Source organism: Amycolatopsis sp. ATCC 39116, assembly GCF_000231075.2.
GTDB classification, from domain to species: Bacteria; Actinomycetota; Actinomycetes; order Mycobacteriales; family Pseudonocardiaceae; genus Amycolatopsis_E; species Amycolatopsis_E tucumanensis.
In genome coordinates this window covers 104,419-119,239 of the sequence record NZ_AFWY03000009.1, presented here as the reverse complement: position 1 = coordinate 119,239, position 14,821 = coordinate 104,419, and the positions used below count along the sequence as shown (strand labels likewise).

The following is a 14,821-nucleotide window of genomic DNA, read 5'->3' as shown; positions in this document are numbered from 1 at the left end:
ATCGGCCAAAGGTTGACACCTAACGGCGCAGCGAGTCGACGAACCCGGTTTCGTAGGCGAGGACGACGAGTTGCGTCCGGTCCCGCACCGCGAGCTTGTCGAACAGCCGGCTGAGGTACGTCTTCACCGTCGCGCGGCTGAGGAACAACGCGGCGGCGATCTCGTCGTTCGACATGCCCTCGGCTATCGCCGCCACCACGTCCCGTTCGCGTTCGGTCAGCTCGTCGAACCGGGCGCGTTCCGGCTGTTCGCGGCGCCGGGCGAACTCCGCGATCACCCGGCCGGTCACCTCGGGCGCCAGCATCGCGTGCCCGTCGTGGACCGTCCGCACCGCGCGGAGGATCTCCGGCGGGCCGGCGTTCTTCAGCAGGAACCCGGAGGCTCCCGCGCGCAGCGCCTCGTACACGTACTCGTCGAAGTCGAAGGTCGTCAGGATCAGCACCCGGGCCGAGGAGGACGCGCACACCTCGCGGGTGGCCGCCAGCCCGTCCAGCACCGGCATCCGGATGTCCATCAGCACCACGTCCGGACGCAGCCGCCGCACCGCGGCGACCGCGGCGGCGCCGTCGCCCGCCTCGCCCACGAGCACCAGCCCCGCGTCGGCGGTGACCAGTTCGCACAGCGAGCCGCGCAGGAGGTCGTCGTCCTCGGCGACGAGCACACGGATCCGGCCGCTCATCCGCGCGGCTCCGGCAGAACGGCACGCAGTGTGAAACCGCCGTCCGCGGCCGGCGTGGCCGTCAGTTCGCCGCCGAGCGACTCCACCCGCTCCCGCAACCCGATCAGACCGAACCCTCCCCCGCCGTGACGCGTGCCGCCCATGCTTCCACCGCCGTTGGTCACCTCCACGACGACTTCGCCGTCCCGCACCGCGACGGACACCGAGCACCGGCAGCCCGGCGCGTGCGTGGCCGCGTTCGTCAGCCCTTCCTGCACGATCCGGTACACCGCCAGCCCCGTGCTCGCGGGCAGGCCGTCCGCCTTCCGGACGGCGAGGGTCACCTCGATGCCGGTGCCACGCACCCGTTCGGCCAGGGCTTCGAGGTCGGCGATCCCCGGCTGGGGCGCGCGTTCGGCGGGGCGGTCGCTGTCCCGGACCGCGCCGAGCACCGACCGGAGGTCGGTCAGCGCGTCCTTCGCCGTCCGCTCGATGCGGGTCAGCCGGTTCGCCAGCTTCGCGGCGTCGTCCGGGACGACGTGGGCCGCGACCCCGGCGGTGACCGCGATCGTGCCCAGCGAATGCGACACCACGTCGTGCACTTCCCGCGCCACCCGCAACCGCTCTTCGAGCACCGCGCGCCGCGCGGCTTCCGCGCGCTCCCGCCGGACCGACTCGCCGAGCCGGAACGCGCCTGCCAGCACCAGGAGGCTCACCATGACGTACCGCAGGACGTCGTCCCACGCCGTCGATCCGGCCGTGAGCAGGACGGCCACGACCACGGCGAGCGTCACCGGCGCGATCCGGGAGGAGCGGGCGCCGCCGGCCCGGACCACCAGCGGGTACAGCGTCCACGCCGCCGCGACGAACGGATCGGGCGTGAAACCGAGCAGCGCGCCCGCGAGAGTCACCGTCGCGACGACGCCGAACGCCACCGCAGGCCACCACAAGCGCAGCAGGATCCCGGCGACGAGCAACGGGACGAGCACGACGGCAGGCCCGGGCTCCGGTGGGAGCGGAAGCCAGAACACCGCCACGCACAGCACGGCGACGGCCCCGTCGGTCAGGAGCCGCCGGGAAGCGCGCGGAAACGGCATGGGGCCGAGATTAGAGGCGGCCGAGCCTGGGAGGTCAGCCCTCGGCGGCCAGCTGCCCGCACGCGGCGGCGATCTCCTGCCCCCGCGTGTCCCGCACCGTGCACGCCACCCCGCCCTCGTTGACGCGGCGCACGAACTCGCGCTCGACCGGCTTCGGTGAGGCGTCCCACTTCGAGCCGGGCGTCGGGTTCAGCGGGATCAGGTTCACGTGCACCAGCTGGCCCAGGTGCTTGCGCAGCCGCTTCGCGAGCAGGTCCGCCCGCCACGGCTGGTCGTTCACGTCCCGGATCAGCGCGTACTCGATCGACACCCGGCGGCCCGTCGAGTCGGCGTAGTACCGCGCCGCCTCCAGCACCTCGTCCACCGGCCACCGGTTGTTGACCGGCACCAGCGTGTCACGCAGCTCGTCGTCCGGGGTGTGCAGCGACACCGCCAGCCGGACCTGCATCTTCTCGTCCGCCAGCCGCCGGATCGCCGGGGCTAGCCCGACCGTCGACACCGTCACCGATCGCTGCGAGATGCCCAGCCCGTTCGGCGCCGGGTCGGTGATCCGGCGCACGGCGGCCAGCACGCGCTTGTAGTTCGCCAGCGGCTCGCCCATACCCATGAACACGATGTTCGACAGCCGCCCGGGACCGCCGGGCATCAGGCCGTCCCGCATGACCGCGGCGGCCGAGCGCACCTGGTCGACGATCTCCGCGGTCGACAGGTTCCGCGTCAGCCCCGCCTGGCCGGTCGCGCAGAACGGGCACGCCATGCCGCAGCCGGCCTGGCTGGAGATGCACAGCGTCGCCCGGTCCGGGTAACGCATCAGGACGCTCTCCAGCAGAGTGCCGTCGTGCGCGCGCCACAGCGTCTTGCGCGTCGCGCCGTCGTCACAGGCCACCGCGCGCACCTCGGTCAGCAGCGGCGGCATCAGCTCGGACACCAGCCGTTCCCGCGACGCGGCCGGGATGTCGGTCATCGCGGCGGGGTCGGCGGTCAGGCGGGCGAAGTAGTGGTTCGACAGCTGCTTGGCGCGGAACGGCTTCTCGCCGAGGTCGCTGACGGCCGCCGCGCGTTCGGCGGCGGTCAGGTCGGCGAGGTGGCGAGGCGGCATCCCGCGCCGGGGAGCCTCGAAGAGCAGCGGCAATGTCGACACAACCACACATTGTCCCACGCCGCCGCCAGGGGAACCCGCGCCGGGGTGCGCGAACCGCGGGGAAATCCGCGAATGCGCGGCACAAATTCCCGCCGGACGATTGCCCGGATTTCCCCGCGCTGCGATTCTTGGCGCGGCCGGCCGGCCCGCGAAAAAACATTTCCGCCGCATTGTCATCCAGCTGACAAAACCATCGAGAACCGGAGGAAACGCATGCCATCGACCCGCTGGCGACGACGGCTGGCCGCACTGGCCACCGGCGCCGCGACCCTGCTCACCCTCGCGCTGACCGGCACCGCGAACGCCTTGCCAGTGCAGGACGTTCCCGACATCGGCGTGGACACCGGCCGGTTCAGCCTGCCGATCAACTGCGCCATCAGCCTGCCGGATTTCGGCGGCATCAAGGTGCTCGACCTCGGCACCACGGTGGACGTGCAAGGCGCCGTCGCCGCGCAACTCGGGCCCGGCCAGGAATTCTGGCTGACGCAGGGATCGGGCAGCATCACCTTTCCGGAAGCGCTCACCGCGCTGGCCGGGTTCGCCGGTATCGACAAAGCCGACGCGACCATTTCCGCGCTGAACATCGGCGCGCAGAACGCGACCCCCGCGCAGATCAACGTGGCCGACCCGCCCGCGGTGATCAAGGACATCCCGATCCAGGCAGGCCGGCCGCTGAAGGTCGGCCTGCCACTCGAAGGCACCTTCGACGTCGGCCCGTTCACCGCGCCCGGCTCGGGCATCGTCACGCTGCAGTTCGTCGACGCCGTCGCCCGCGTCGCCCTGAAGTCGGCGGCCGGCTTCACCCTGAACGTCGAGGCCAACTGCACGCCGACCGCGGGCAACGCGCTGCTGTCGATCGCCGTCGGCGGGCCGGCGGGCCAGCCGCCATCGAAGATCACCGGCGCGCCGCTGAACTACCCCGTCCCGCCAGCCGAGTCGCTGATCGGGATCATCAACGCGCCCTACCACTGCACGCTGGGCGGGCAGCCGCTCGACGTGGGCATCGCCGTCGGCGGCACCATCCCGCTGTCGGTCAAGGCGGGCGGTTCGCTGTCGTTCACGAACGCCTCCGGGGCTCTCACCATCCCGCCGGCCACGGTGAACGCGCTGCTCGACGCCGGCGTGCGGACCGTGTCCGGGCGGGTGACCACGCAGAACCTGGTGGTCGAGGGCGGCACCCCTGCCGTGCAGAACGTGGCCGCGGCCGGCATCGACATCCCGCAGACCACGCTGGTGCGGAACCAGAAGATCGTCATCTCGCTCCCGCAGCAGGGCACGCTGACCGCGGGCCCGTTCACCCCGTCGCCGGGCGCGGAGAGCGTGCGGATCTCGCTCGGTGACGCCGCCGCGGACTTCCGGATCAACGGCAGCACCCAGACGATCCGGGCCACCTGCGCCGCCCCGTCTCCGCAGGTCATCTTGGTCGACAACCCGGTGACCTGACATCGGGTTTGCCTTCCGACTGTTTCCGATATATCGTGAACATGTCGGAACAGTACGGAAGGAGACCGACATGAGACACGGACACTTCCCCCCGCCGCACGGACGGCCCGCCTTCGGCCCGTTCGCCCGCGGTGGTTTCGGAGAGTTCCCCCCGGGCTGGGGCCCGGGCGGTCCGCGTGGCGAGTTCCGGGGGCGCGGCCCTCGTGGCCCGCACCGCGGGCGGCGAGGACGGCGGGGCGACGTGCGCGCCGCCATCCTCGCCCTGCTGGCCGAGCAGCCGCGGCACGGTTACGAGATCATCAGTGAGATCGCCGAGCGCAGCGGCGGTTTCTGGCGGCCGAGCCCCGGCTCGGTCTACCCGACCCTGCAGCTGCTGGCCGACGAAGGCCTGGTGGTGGCCCGCGAGGACGGCGGCAAGCGCCTGTTCGAGCTGACCGACGCCGGGCGCGAGGCGGCCGCGAACCAGGACGGGAAGCCGCCGTGGGAGCAGATCGCCTCGGACGTCGACCCCAACGAGGTCGACCTGCGCAAGGCGGGTGCGATGCTGGCCGCCGCCGCGGTCCAGGTGTCCCAGGCCGGGACGCCGGGTCAGAAGCGGCGTGCCGCGGAGATCCTCAACGAGGCCCGTCGGTCGATCTACGCCGTGCTCGGCGAGATCGACACCGATGACGAGGACGACGAGGAGTGACCGGGCAGCACGAGGCCGGTGGGCTTGTCGCGGACGAGAACGCGGTAGCCCACCGGCACCGTGAAGCCCGCAGCGTGCCGGCCGCGTGATCCGTTGTCCCGCAGGACGTCTTCGATCGCGCGGTCGGCCACCTCGGGGCTGAACTCGATGCGCAGCACCGCCGCGAGGCTTTCGGCGTCGGCGAACCGCCACTTCGCCGTCACGCGACGGCAGCGGAAACCCTGGCCGTCGAAGAACGCGTCGACCGCGGCCGGGTCGTAGTCGGGCAGATCCGCCCGCATCCACCGGCCGTACGGCTCACTGGACACGTCCAGATCGACGATCGCCAGCGCACCCCCGGGGCGCAGCACGCGATCCGCCTCGCGCAGACCGGGTTCGCAGCCGGGGCCGAAGAAGTACGCGGTGCGCGCGTGCACGATGTCGGCACTGGCGTCGGGAACCGGGATCGACTGCGCGGAACCACGCAGCACCCGCACCGAGGACAGCCCGGTGACCCGGCTTTCCGCCCGGCGCACCAACGGTTCGTGTGGTTCGACGCCGATCACCGACCGCGCGGACTCGGCGAAGCGGGGCAGGTGAAAACCGTCCCCACAGCCGACGTCCAGCACATCCTTGCCCTGCCAGGGACATTCGTCGGCGAGGACCCGCCAGATGTCGCCTTCGACGTCCTGCGCGCGGTTCTCCAGCTCGTAGGTGTCCGGGTAGTACCAGATGTTCGGGCTGGGCAGGACGTCCGCCCTGGACGTGGTCCGCTGCCCACGCCGGGCGATCTTCCACACACCGCAAGGATATCCGAGACGATGCCCGGAAAGCGCTTCGCGTTCGGCATAGACTTGCTGCCCTCCCCACCGATCGGAGGCGGTATGTCCCTCGGATCTTCGGCCCCGTCCGTCCTGCCCTCCGGGGTGCCGTGCTGGGTCGAGCTCGCCAGCGTCGACGAGGCGGCCTCCCACCGGTTCTACGAAGGCCTGTTCGGCTGGACCTTCCTGCTCAGCCGCGATCCCGCGACGCGCACCGGCCGGTACCTGATCGGCACGATGGACGGTGTGCCCGTCGGCGGCCTCTACCAGGCGGCGCCGGACCAGGCGAGCGCCTGGATGATCAACATTTCGGTGCAGAACGCGCACGCGGCGGCGAACTGGGTGCAGCGGCTCGGCGGAGTCGTCACGCTCGAACCGACCGTGCTGCCGCACCGGGGCTGCATCCTGCACGGCATCGAGCCGTCCGGGGCGCCGTTCGTGCTGTGGCAGCCGCCGGCGGACTGGGCGTTCGCGGCGGGCTTCCCGAACACCTTCTCCGGCGCCGACCTGAACACGCGCGACGGCGAGGCGGCGGACGGCTTCTTCACCCGGCTCTTCTCGTACACGAGCCTGCAGGTGGGGGACAACCGCGGCATCGACTACGTGGAGTGGCGGCTGGAACAGCAACCAGTGCTGTACCGGTACGTGATGGGCCCGGAGTACCCGCCGCAGGCGCCGCCGCACTGGATGGTGTACTTCGGCGTCGACCCGGCGCGCGGCACCGACGCGACGGCGGGACACGCGCTGATGCTGGGCGGCACCGTGCTGGTGGAGCCCTACGACACGCCGTGGGGCCGGATCGCGATCCTCGCCGATCCGGCTGGCGCGGTGTTCTCGATCATCGACCACTCCCGCACGAGCGAGGGCTGGGGCCGCGCCGAGGTGGACGACCCCTACGACGACTGAGCCGTCGCTTCCGCTGGCGTGCGATAGGTTCGCCGCCATGTTCGACGCCTGGCCACCCGCCCCGATCCGGACCGAGCGGCTCGTCCTCCGCGAGTCCGCCGCCCGGGACCGGGCGGCGTTCATCGAGCTGTTCGCGTCACCGGAGGTCGGCGCCTACGTCGGCGGGTCTCAGCCGCGCGACGAGCTGGAGCGCTCGGTGCCCGAAGTGCCCGGACGGCGCCCGGGGCTGTTCGTGGTCGAACTCGACAGCGCGATGATCGGGATGATCACCCTCGACCCGCGCGACGCGGAGCGCCCGGGGCACGTCCGCCCGGAGGCCGGGGAAGCCGAGCTCGGCTACCTGTTCCTGCCGCGGGCGTGGGGCTCGGGCTACGCGGCCGAGGCGTGCGCGGCGGCGCTCGGCTGGTTCGCCGGGACGCATCCCGGCGAACCAGTGGTGCTCTCCACCCAGACTGCCAACGAGCGCGCGCTGCGCCTCGCCGTGAAGCTGGGGTTCACCGAGGTGGAGCGGTACGAGGAGTACGGCGCCGAGCAGTGGTTCGGCGTGTGGTCCCGCTGACCGCGGTCAGTTCACGAACGCCGACAGCAGCAGGAACGACACCACGGCGGAGGGCAGGAGCGAGTCCAGCCGGTCCATCAGCCCGCCGTGGCCGGGCAGCAGCGTGCCCATGTCCTTGATGCCGAGGTCCCGCTTCATCAGCGACTCGACCAGGTCGCCCAGGGTCGCGGTCAGCACGATCGCGACCCCGAACACCACGCCCTGCCAGACCTGCCCGTCGAGCAGCAGCGTCAGCGTCAGCGAACCCGCCACGACACCCGCGACGAGCGAGCCGCTGAAGCCCTCCCACGTCTTCTTCGGGCTGATCGACGGCGCCATCGGGTGCTTGCCCTTGAGGACACCGGCGATGTAACCGCCGGTGTCCGACGCGACGACGCCGATCAGGAACGCCAGCACGCGGCCGACCCCGTCGGACGGCGGGACGAGCATCGCCGCGAACGCGCCGAACAACGGCAGGTACGCGGCGGTGAACACGGACGCGCTGATGTCGCGCACGTAGCCCACCGGCCCGCCCGGCAACCGCCAGAGCAGGCACGCCAGCACGGTGAGCGCGAACGCGATCAGGGCGCCCTCGTACCCGAACGGCCAGGACAGCCACAGCATGGCCTGACCGCCGAGCAGCAGCGGGACCAGCGCGAGGCGGATGTTCGCGGCGCGCCGCAGCGCCTGGGCGAACTCGTAGGTGCCGACGGCGATCGCCGCCGCGATGATCCCGATGAACAGGTACCGCACGGTGAGCAGCGACACGAGGATCGCCGCACCCAGTGCCAGCCCGACACCGATCGCCGCGGGGAGGTTGCGACCGGCCCGCGACGTTTTCTTGGCCGGTTCAGCCGGCTCGGGAGAAGCCACCGGGGCCTTCTCGCGTTCTTCGCTCACCTGTGGCATTCAGACCTCGAGCAGCTCGGCTTCCTTGTGTTTGACGAGCTCGTCGACCTTCGCCACGTAGTTGTCGGTCAGGTGCTGCAGTTCCTTCTCCGCGCGCGCGACCTCGTCCTCACCGGCCTCGCCGTCCTTGGCGATGCGGTCGAGCTCTTCCTTGGACTTGCGGCGCACACCGCGGATGTGGACCTTGGCGTCCTCGCCCTTGGCCTTGACCATCTTGACCATCTCCTTGCGCCGCTCCTCGGTGAGCTGCGGAATGGTGATGCGGATGATCTGGCCGTCGTTGGACGGGTTGACACCCAGGTCGGACTCGCGGATGGCCTTCTCGATGGCGCCGAGCTGCCCCTGGTCGTAGGGCTTGACGATCACCATGCGGGCCTCGGGGATGTTGACGCCGGCCACCTGGTTCAGCGGCATCGTCGACCCGTACGCCTCCACCATGATGCGGGCGAACATGCCCGGGTTGGCCCGGCCGGTCCGCACCGACGACAGATCCTCCTTGGCGAAGGACACCGCTTTTTCCATCTTCTCCTCGGCGTCGAGGAGGGTCTCGTCGATCACGGCTACTCCCGTTGTGTGTGCTGTTGTTCCCGGTCCGTTCGGGGTCAGGCGCTGGGCCCGGCCCCGGAGGTGCTCACCAACGTGCCGATCCTCTCACCACGCACCGCCCTCGCGATGTTCCCCTCGGTGAGAAGGTTGAACACGATGATGGGCATGTTGTTGTCCATGCAGAGGCTGAAGGCGGTGGCGTCGGCGACCTTGAGCCCGCGCTCGAGCACCTCGCGGTGGCTGATCTCGTCGAACATCTTCGCGCTCGGGTCGCTCTTCGGGTCCGCGGTGAAGACCCCGTCGACGGCCTTGGCCATGAGCACGGCCTCGCAGCCGATCTCCAGCGAGCGCTGAGCGGCGGCGGTGTCGGTGGAGAAGTAGGGCATCCCGGTGCCCGCGCCGAAGATCACCACACGGCCCTTTTCGAGGTGCCGCTCGGCTCGTCGCGGGATGTAGGGCTCGGCGACCTGGCCCATCGTGATGGCGGTCTGCACGCGCGTGGGGACGCCTTCCTTCTCCAGGAAGTCCTGCAGCGCCAGGGAGTTCATGACCGTGCCGAGCATGGCCATGTAGTCGGCGCGGTCGCGGTCCATGCCGCGCTGGGACAGCTCGGCGCCGCGGAAGTAGTTGCCGCCGCCGATGACGACGGCCATCTGCACACCGGTGCGGACGACGTCCGCGATCTGCGCGGCCACGGAGTGGACGACGTCGGGGTCGAGGCCCAGCGCTCCCCCGCCGAACATCTCGCCACCCAGTTTCAGCAGCACCCGCCGGTAACCGCCGTCGGCTCGTTTCGCCTCGCCCATGTCCGCCTCCGCCCGCTCGGGTGCTCTCGTGGAGCCTGCCTTCGCGAGTGTGCCCCGTCCCCGTGATCACGGAGACGGGGCACCCTCACGTCACTGCCGTCGTGTTACGGCTGGCCGACCTCGAACCGGGCGAACCGGGTCACGGTCACGCCGGCCGCGTCGAGCAGCGCCTTGACGGTCTTCTTGTTGTCGAGGACCGACGGCTGCTCCAGCAGCACGGTGTCCTTGTAGAACGCGTTGACCTTGCCCTCGATGATCTTGGGCAGGGCCTGCTCGGGCTTGCCCTCGGCCCGGGCGGTCTCCTCGGCGATGCGGCGCTCGTTGTCGACCAGGTCGGCGGGCACCTCCTCGCGGGTCAGGTACTTCGGCTTGAGGGCCGCGATCTGCAGCGCCGCGTTGCGGGCCGCCTCGGCGGCGCCGTCGCCCTCGCCGTTGTACTCGACCAGCACGCCGACCGCCGGGGGCAGGTCGGTGCCACGGCGGTGCAGGTACGTCGCGACCTGGCCGTCGAAGGCCACCACGCGGCGCAGGACCAGCTTCTCGCCGATCTTGGCGGCCAGCTCCTGCACGGCGTCGCCGACGGACTTGCCGCCCTCGAGCTCGGCCGCGGCCAGCTTCTCGACGTCGTCGGTCTTCAGCGTCTGCGCGACCTTGACGATCTTGTTGGCGAGCTCCTGGAACTGCTCGTTCTTGGCGACGAAGTCGGTCTCGGAGTTGATCTCGACCAGCACGCCGCCGTCGCCGGCGACGAGGCCCTCGGCGGTGGCGCGCTCGGCGCGCTTGCCGACGTCCTTGGCGCCCTTGATGCGCAGGAACTCAACGGCCTTGTCGAAGTCGCCGCCGCTCTCCTCGAGCGCCTTCTTGCAGTCCATCATGCCGGAGCCGGTGAGCTCGCGGAGACGCTTGACGTCCGCCGCGGTGTAGTTCGCCATCGTGCGGTGTCCGTTCCTCTCGGAAAGTTTGGGGGCCGCGCCGGTCCGGCGCGGCCGTGCCGGAAAGGTTCAGGAGGCGGTGGTCTGCTCGGCCGGGGCCTCGCTGTTCTTCAGCAGGTCCTGCTCCCACTCCGCGAGCGGCTCGTCGGACACGCCCGGCTCGGGCTTGTCCTGGCCCTCGGCGGCGGCGGAGCCGTTGCGGCTGGAGCGGGCCATCAGGCCGGCGGCGGCGGCCTCGGCGACCACCTTGGTGAGCAGCGCGGCCGAGCGGATCGCGTCGTCGTTGCCCGGGATCGGGTAGTCGACCTCGTCCGGGTCGCAGTTGGTGTCCAGGACCGCGACGACCGGGATGTTCAGCTTGCGCGCCTCGCCGACGGCGATGTGCTCCTTCTTGGTGTCCACGATCCAGACGGCGCTGGGCACCTTCTGCATGTCGCGGATACCGCCGAGGGTGCGCTCCAGCTTCTCCTTCTCGCGGGTCAGCGTCAGGATCTCGCGCTTGGTGAGGCCCTGGAAACCGCCGGTCTGCTCCTGGGCCTCGAGCTCCTTGAGGCGCAGCAGCCGCTTGTGGACGGTCTGGAAGTTGGTCAGCATGCCGCCGAGCCAGCGCTGGTTGACGAAGGGCATGCCCACGCGCTGCGCCTCGCGGGCGATCGCCTCCTGGGCCTGCTTCTTCGTGCCGACGAACATGATGGTGCCGCCGTGCGCGACGGTCTCCTTGATGAACTCGTACGCACGGTCGATGTAGCTCAGCGTCTGCTGCAGGTCGATGATGTAGATGCCGTTGCGCTCGGTGAGGATGTAGCGCTTCATCTTCGGGTTCCAGCGGCGGGTCTGGTGCCCGAAGTGCACGCCGGAATCGAGCAGCTGCTTCATGGTGACGACGGCCATGGCCGGATTCGCACCTCTTCTGTGTAGCGCGCGCCCCGCGGGACGCGCTGGCCGGTTTTGTCGCCGTCGGCCGGGTGGCCGGCGACCCTGGTGCAGTGCCGATGCCCGGACCCCGTGGATGACTCCTCGGGGACCGCCGGGCGCCGTGGGTTCCGTGAGCGGGAACGTGCACGTACACGCGAAGTCGACCTGTCGTGACAGGCCGCGCGAACAGTGTACGCCCTGGCGGCGCGGGGTTCACCACGGGCGGCCTGGTGCTCCGGGCTGCTTGGTCCAGGCCGCCGCGGATGGGTTGGTCGGGCGCGGTTGTCCACAGGCAAGGCGGAGTTGTCCACAGATTCTGTCGCCGCCCGATCGTGGAGCCCGATGTGCGCCAGGCTGGGCCGATGATCGTGGTGATTCGCCGGTTGGTCGGGTTCGTGCTGGTCAGCGCCGTTGGGTGGCTCTTGGTCCCGGCTGCCGTGGGCGCTGTGGGCGAGGTGCCGTGGGGGCGGGGTGCGGCGGTGGCCGAGAACCCGCCGGAGGCGCCAGGCACGGCAGCGCCAGCCGCTGCGGCCGCCACCAACTCCCGGCAGGGACCGGCAACGAAGAGACCCACGACCGCCGCAGCCAACTCACCGCAAGGGTCGGCACCCAACGCGGCGGCAGCGACCGGAGCCAGCTCACCGCAGGGGCCGGCAGCGAAGGAGCCGACAGCCGCCGGAGCCAGCTCGCCGCAGGAGCCGGCCGCCAAGGGACCGGCGGCGGTGCCCGGCACATCGATCGGGTCTCCCGGGACGGTCGGGCCTCCCGGGACGGGGACGGCGGCTGTGGCCCGCGCGGTGGCGGACGAGCTGGATCCCCGGTTCGGGTGGCCGTTGTCGCCGAAGCCGGTGGTCGTCCGGCCGTTCCAGGCGCCGTCCGGGCCCTACGGGCCGGGTCACCGCGGCGTGGACCTGGCCGCCACGCCCGGCCAGCAAGTCCTGGCCGCGGGGCCGGGCGTGGTCGTGTTCGCGGGGCTCGTCGCCGGGCGGCCGGTGATCTCGATCGACCACGACGGCGGGTTGCGGACCACCTACGAGCCGGTCGCGCCGTCGGTGCCGGTCGGCACGCAGGTGTGGCGGGGCCAGCCGGTCGGGGTCGTCGAGGCCGGGCATCCGGGCTGCCCGGTCGAGGCCTGCCTGCACTGGGGCGTGCGACGGGGCGAGGAGTACCTGAACCCGCTCCCCCTGGTCCAGACTGGCTCGGCGATCCGACTGAAGCCGTGGACCGGCTAGACCCCGGCCTGTTCCGTGAGCCGAGCCCGCAGCCGGAGGACCGCGCGCGTATGCAGCTGGCTGACCCGCGACTCGGTGACGCCGAGGACTCGACCGATCTCGGCGAGCGTCAGCCGTTCGAAGTAGTAGAGGCTGACCACGATCCGGTCGCGTTCGGTGAGCTGCGCGATGGCCTCGGCGAGCTGGCGGCGGTTGTCCCGGTCGACGAGGACGGCCACGGGGTCGATGGCGTCGTCGTCGGGGAGCGTGTCGACCAGCGAACCGCTCTCCCGGCCTGCCGCCATGAGGTCCTCGAGCGCGACGACGCTGGTCAGCTGGAGCTGGCTGTAGAGGTCACGCAGCTCGTCGAGGGTGATGCCCAGCTCGGCCGCGACCTCGGTGTCGGTCGGGGTGCGGCGCAGCCGGCCGCCGAGGCGTTCGAGCGCGCGCTCCACTTCGCGGGCGCGGCTGCGCACGACGCGGGGCACCCAGTCCTGCGAGCGCAGGTCGTCGAGGATCGCGCCGCGGATGCGCTGCATCGCGTAGGTCTCGAACCGCAGGCCGCGCTCGGGTTCGAACTTCTCGATGGCGTCGATCAGGCCGAAGATGCCGGACTGGATGAGATCGCTGACGTCGACGTGCGTGGGCAGCCCGGTGCCGACCCGCCCGGCGACGTACTTGACCAGCGGCGCGTAGTGCAGGACCAGGCGCTCGCGCAGCCGCTGCTCCGGGCGTTCGCGGAACTCGCGCCACACCGCCTGGATCGCGGAGTCACCGTCTCCCGCGCTCCGGGCGGACGACCCACCGGCTGGAGCGGTGCTGGTGCCCGCCGTGCCACCGGCCTGCGCCTCGCTGTCCGCGACCGCGCCGGTGGTCGCAGACGCTTCCGCGCCGCCGGGTGTCCTTGCACCGGCTTGGGAATCGCCGCTCGCGTTGGCCCCGGCCTGCGCCTCAGCATCAGTCGCGAGCGCCTCACTCCGAGGACCGAGGTCCGGGATGGGCGCGCCGGCGGGGTCGCTCCGAAGCCCACTGTCCGGTTCGGACTCGGGCAGCGTCGGGTGTCCGGCCTGCTCGGGGGCAGGGCGGGCAGGGGTAGCTCGCAAATCGGCCGTCACACGGAAACCGTTCTCGGTAGCGGGCTCAGGTCGTTCTCCGGGCTCGTACGGGACGGGCGGTGTCAACGATCCTGCCTGCCGTCCTCCGAGGTCATCGGGATCGGGGGTGGGCTTGGTCATGGATCGCCTTCAACCGCTCGACGGTCACGTGGGTGTAGAGCTGTGTCGTGGCAAGCGTAGCGTGACCGAGTAGCTCCTGAACGCTGCGAAGGTCGGCACCGCCCTCCAGCAGGTGCGTTGCCGCGGTGTGCCGCAGTCCGTGCGGACCCATGTCGGCCGCCGAGGGCACCGCGTCGAGGGCCTCGTGCACCACCCGCCGGACCGTTCTCGGGTCCAGCCGCCCGCCCCGGACGCCGAGGAACAGCGCGGATGCGTGCGGCTTCGCCACCGCACCCGCCACCGCCGGACGGCCGTGGTCCAGCCAGCCGCGCAACGCGCGGTCGGCCGGCGCGCCGAACGGGACCATGCGCTCCTTGCCGCCCTTGCCGAGGACGCGGACGAGCCTGCGGCCGAAGTCCACGTCGTCGACGTCGAGCCCGCACAGCTCGGACACCCGCACACCCGTCGCGTAGAGCAGCTCGAGGACGGCGAGATCACGCAAGGTGACCGGTTCCTGCTGCGCCGCGCCGCTGCCCGCGGCCGTCAGGACGTCCTCGGCCTCGTCCGGCCGCAGCACCGGCGGCAGGGTCCGGTGCACGCGTGGCGCGACCAGCTTCGCACCCGGGTCGTGGTCGAGCGCGCCCTGGCGACGGGCCCAGGCGGTGAAGGTCCGTGCCGAGGCCGCTCTCCGCGCGAGGGTGGTCCGGCCGGCTCCCCCGTTGCGCTGGTCGGCGAGCCAGGCCCGCAGCGTCCCGATGTCCAGGCCCTCGAGCGCGGCGACGTCCGGCTGCGGCTCCTCACCGTGCAGGAACCCCAGCAGGGACACCACATCCCCGACATACGCGCGCACCGTGTGCGGGGACAGCCCTCGTTCGAGCCCGAGGTGGCGTTCGTAGGCGTCGACCAGCTCGGCGGCGGCGCGCGGCAGGGCGTCCCGGAGGGCGTGCAGGTCCGTTTTGCGGCCCCGAGATTCCCGTGCGGACATGGTTGTTCACGCTGCGCGAAGGGACGCGTGCG

General features: G+C 71.5%; 16 protein-coding genes. 5 read left to right on the top strand and 11 right to left on the bottom strand.

Translation table 11 applies throughout. The features are described from left to right. Nucleotides 1-19 precede the first annotated feature (19 nt). Genes AMY39116_RS0313485 through rlmN form a run of 3 tightly spaced genes read right to left on the bottom strand, consistent with a single transcriptional unit; the run spans nt 20 to nt 2,896 of the window. Nucleotides 20-679: a response regulator transcription factor gene (locus AMY39116_RS0313485; RefSeq protein ID WP_020418170.1), complete on the bottom strand. Its 660-nt coding sequence runs from the start codon at nt 677-679 to the stop codon at nt 20-22. Next, nucleotides 676-1,755 (bottom strand): sensor histidine kinase, encoded by a 1,080-nt coding sequence (locus AMY39116_RS42770; protein ID WP_020418169.1) that lies wholly within the window; start codon nt 1,753-1,755, stop codon nt 676-678. Before AMY39116_RS42770 ends, AMY39116_RS0313485 begins: the two co-directional genes overlap by 4 nt. Before the next feature lie 34 nt (nt 1,756-1,789). Beyond that, nucleotides 1,790-2,896 carry a 23S rRNA (adenine(2503)-C(2))-methyltransferase RlmN gene (gene rlmN / locus AMY39116_RS0313475; protein ID WP_027935886.1) on the bottom strand — a complete coding sequence of 369 codons (1,107 nt, stop codon included), beginning with the start codon at nt 2,894-2,896 and terminating at the stop codon, nt 1,790-1,792. A 72-nt stretch (nt 2,897-2,968) separates the two neighbouring features. On the opposite strand from rlmN, the gene AMY39116_RS0313470 reads away from it, so the two are divergent. Both AMY39116_RS0313470 and AMY39116_RS0313465 read left to right on the top strand, forming a co-directional pair. After that, nucleotides 2,969-4,339 (top strand): DUF6801 domain-containing protein, encoded by a 1,371-nt coding sequence (locus AMY39116_RS0313470; RefSeq protein WP_202961421.1) that lies wholly within the window; start codon nt 2,969-2,971, stop codon nt 4,337-4,339. 241 nt (nt 4,340-4,580) lie between these two features. Continuing rightward, nucleotides 4,581-5,027: a PadR family transcriptional regulator gene (locus tag AMY39116_RS0313465; RefSeq protein ID WP_017987599.1), complete on the top strand. Its 447-nt coding sequence runs from the start codon at nt 4,581-4,583 to the stop codon at nt 5,025-5,027. On the opposite strand, the gene AMY39116_RS0313460 is transcribed toward AMY39116_RS0313465, so the two are convergent. Next, nucleotides 4,976-5,806 carry a class I SAM-dependent methyltransferase gene (locus tag AMY39116_RS0313460; protein WP_020418166.1) on the bottom strand — a complete coding sequence of 277 codons (831 nt, stop codon included), beginning with the start codon at nt 5,804-5,806 and terminating at the stop codon, nt 4,976-4,978. The two genes, AMY39116_RS0313465 and AMY39116_RS0313460, sit on opposite strands and share 52 nt — an antisense overlap. An 84-nt stretch (nt 5,807-5,890) precedes the next feature. Here AMY39116_RS0313460 and AMY39116_RS0313455 point away from each other — a divergent pair, with 84 nt between their 5' ends. Both AMY39116_RS0313455 and AMY39116_RS0313450 read left to right on the top strand, forming a co-directional pair. Further along, nucleotides 5,891-6,733: a VOC family protein gene (locus AMY39116_RS0313455; RefSeq protein ID WP_027935885.1), complete on the top strand. Its 843-nt coding sequence runs from the start codon at nt 5,891-5,893 to the stop codon at nt 6,731-6,733. 37 nt (nt 6,734-6,770) lie between these two features. After that, entirely contained in the window at nt 6,771-7,292 is a 522-nt protein-coding gene (locus AMY39116_RS0313450; protein WP_020418164.1) for a GNAT family N-acetyltransferase, read from the top strand. A gap of 6 nt (nt 7,293-7,298) precedes the next feature. Here AMY39116_RS0313450 and AMY39116_RS0313445 read toward each other — a convergent pair whose 3' ends face one another. The 5 genes from AMY39116_RS0313445 to rpsB all read right to left on the bottom strand — a co-directional run bounded on the left by AMY39116_RS0313445 (nt 7,299) and on the right by rpsB (nt 11,355). Further along, entirely contained in the window at nt 7,299-8,180 is an 882-nt protein-coding gene (locus tag AMY39116_RS0313445; RefSeq protein ID WP_020418163.1) for a phosphatidate cytidylyltransferase, read from the bottom strand. Next, on the bottom strand, nt 8,181-8,738 hold the full coding sequence (gene frr, locus AMY39116_RS0313440) for a ribosome recycling factor (protein WP_017987595.1): 558 nt from the start codon (nt 8,736-8,738) through the stop codon (nt 8,181-8,183). 44 nt (nt 8,739-8,782) lie between these two features. Further along, nucleotides 8,783-9,532 carry a UMP kinase gene (gene pyrH / locus AMY39116_RS0313435; RefSeq protein ID WP_017987594.1) on the bottom strand — a complete coding sequence of 250 codons (750 nt, stop codon included), beginning with the start codon at nt 9,530-9,532 and terminating at the stop codon, nt 8,783-8,785. 104 nt (nt 9,533-9,636) lie between these two features. After that, nucleotides 9,637-10,464, bottom strand: a complete 828-nt coding sequence (gene tsf, locus AMY39116_RS0313430; protein WP_017987593.1) for a translation elongation factor Ts — start codon at nt 10,462-10,464, stop codon at nt 9,637-9,639. 69 nt (nt 10,465-10,533) lie between these two features. Beyond that, on the bottom strand, nt 10,534-11,355 hold the full coding sequence (gene rpsB / locus AMY39116_RS0313425) for a 30S ribosomal protein S2 (RefSeq protein ID WP_017987592.1): 822 nt from the start codon (nt 11,353-11,355) through the stop codon (nt 10,534-10,536). 746 nt (nt 11,356-12,101) lie between these two features. On the opposite strand from rpsB, the gene AMY39116_RS0313420 reads away from it, so the two are divergent. Next, nucleotides 12,102-12,611, top strand: a complete 510-nt coding sequence (locus AMY39116_RS0313420) for a peptidoglycan DD-metalloendopeptidase family protein (RefSeq protein ID WP_369794309.1) — start codon at nt 12,102-12,104, stop codon at nt 12,609-12,611. On the opposite strand, the gene AMY39116_RS0313415 is transcribed toward AMY39116_RS0313420, so the two are convergent. Both AMY39116_RS0313415 and AMY39116_RS0313410 read right to left on the bottom strand, forming a co-directional pair. After that, the gene (locus AMY39116_RS0313415) at nt 12,608-13,588 is read right to left on the bottom strand and encodes a FliA/WhiG family RNA polymerase sigma factor (protein WP_369794310.1); all 981 of its coding nucleotides are present in this window, start codon (nt 13,586-13,588) and stop codon (nt 12,608-12,610) included. The two genes, AMY39116_RS0313420 and AMY39116_RS0313415, sit on opposite strands and share 4 nt — an antisense overlap. A gap of 208 nt (nt 13,589-13,796) precedes the next feature. Next, complete coding sequence (locus AMY39116_RS0313410) at nt 13,797-14,789, bottom strand: tyrosine recombinase XerC (RefSeq protein ID WP_020418161.1); 993 nt, start codon at nt 14,787-14,789, stop codon at nt 13,797-13,799. Between the last annotated feature and the right edge of the window lie 32 nt (nt 14,790-14,821).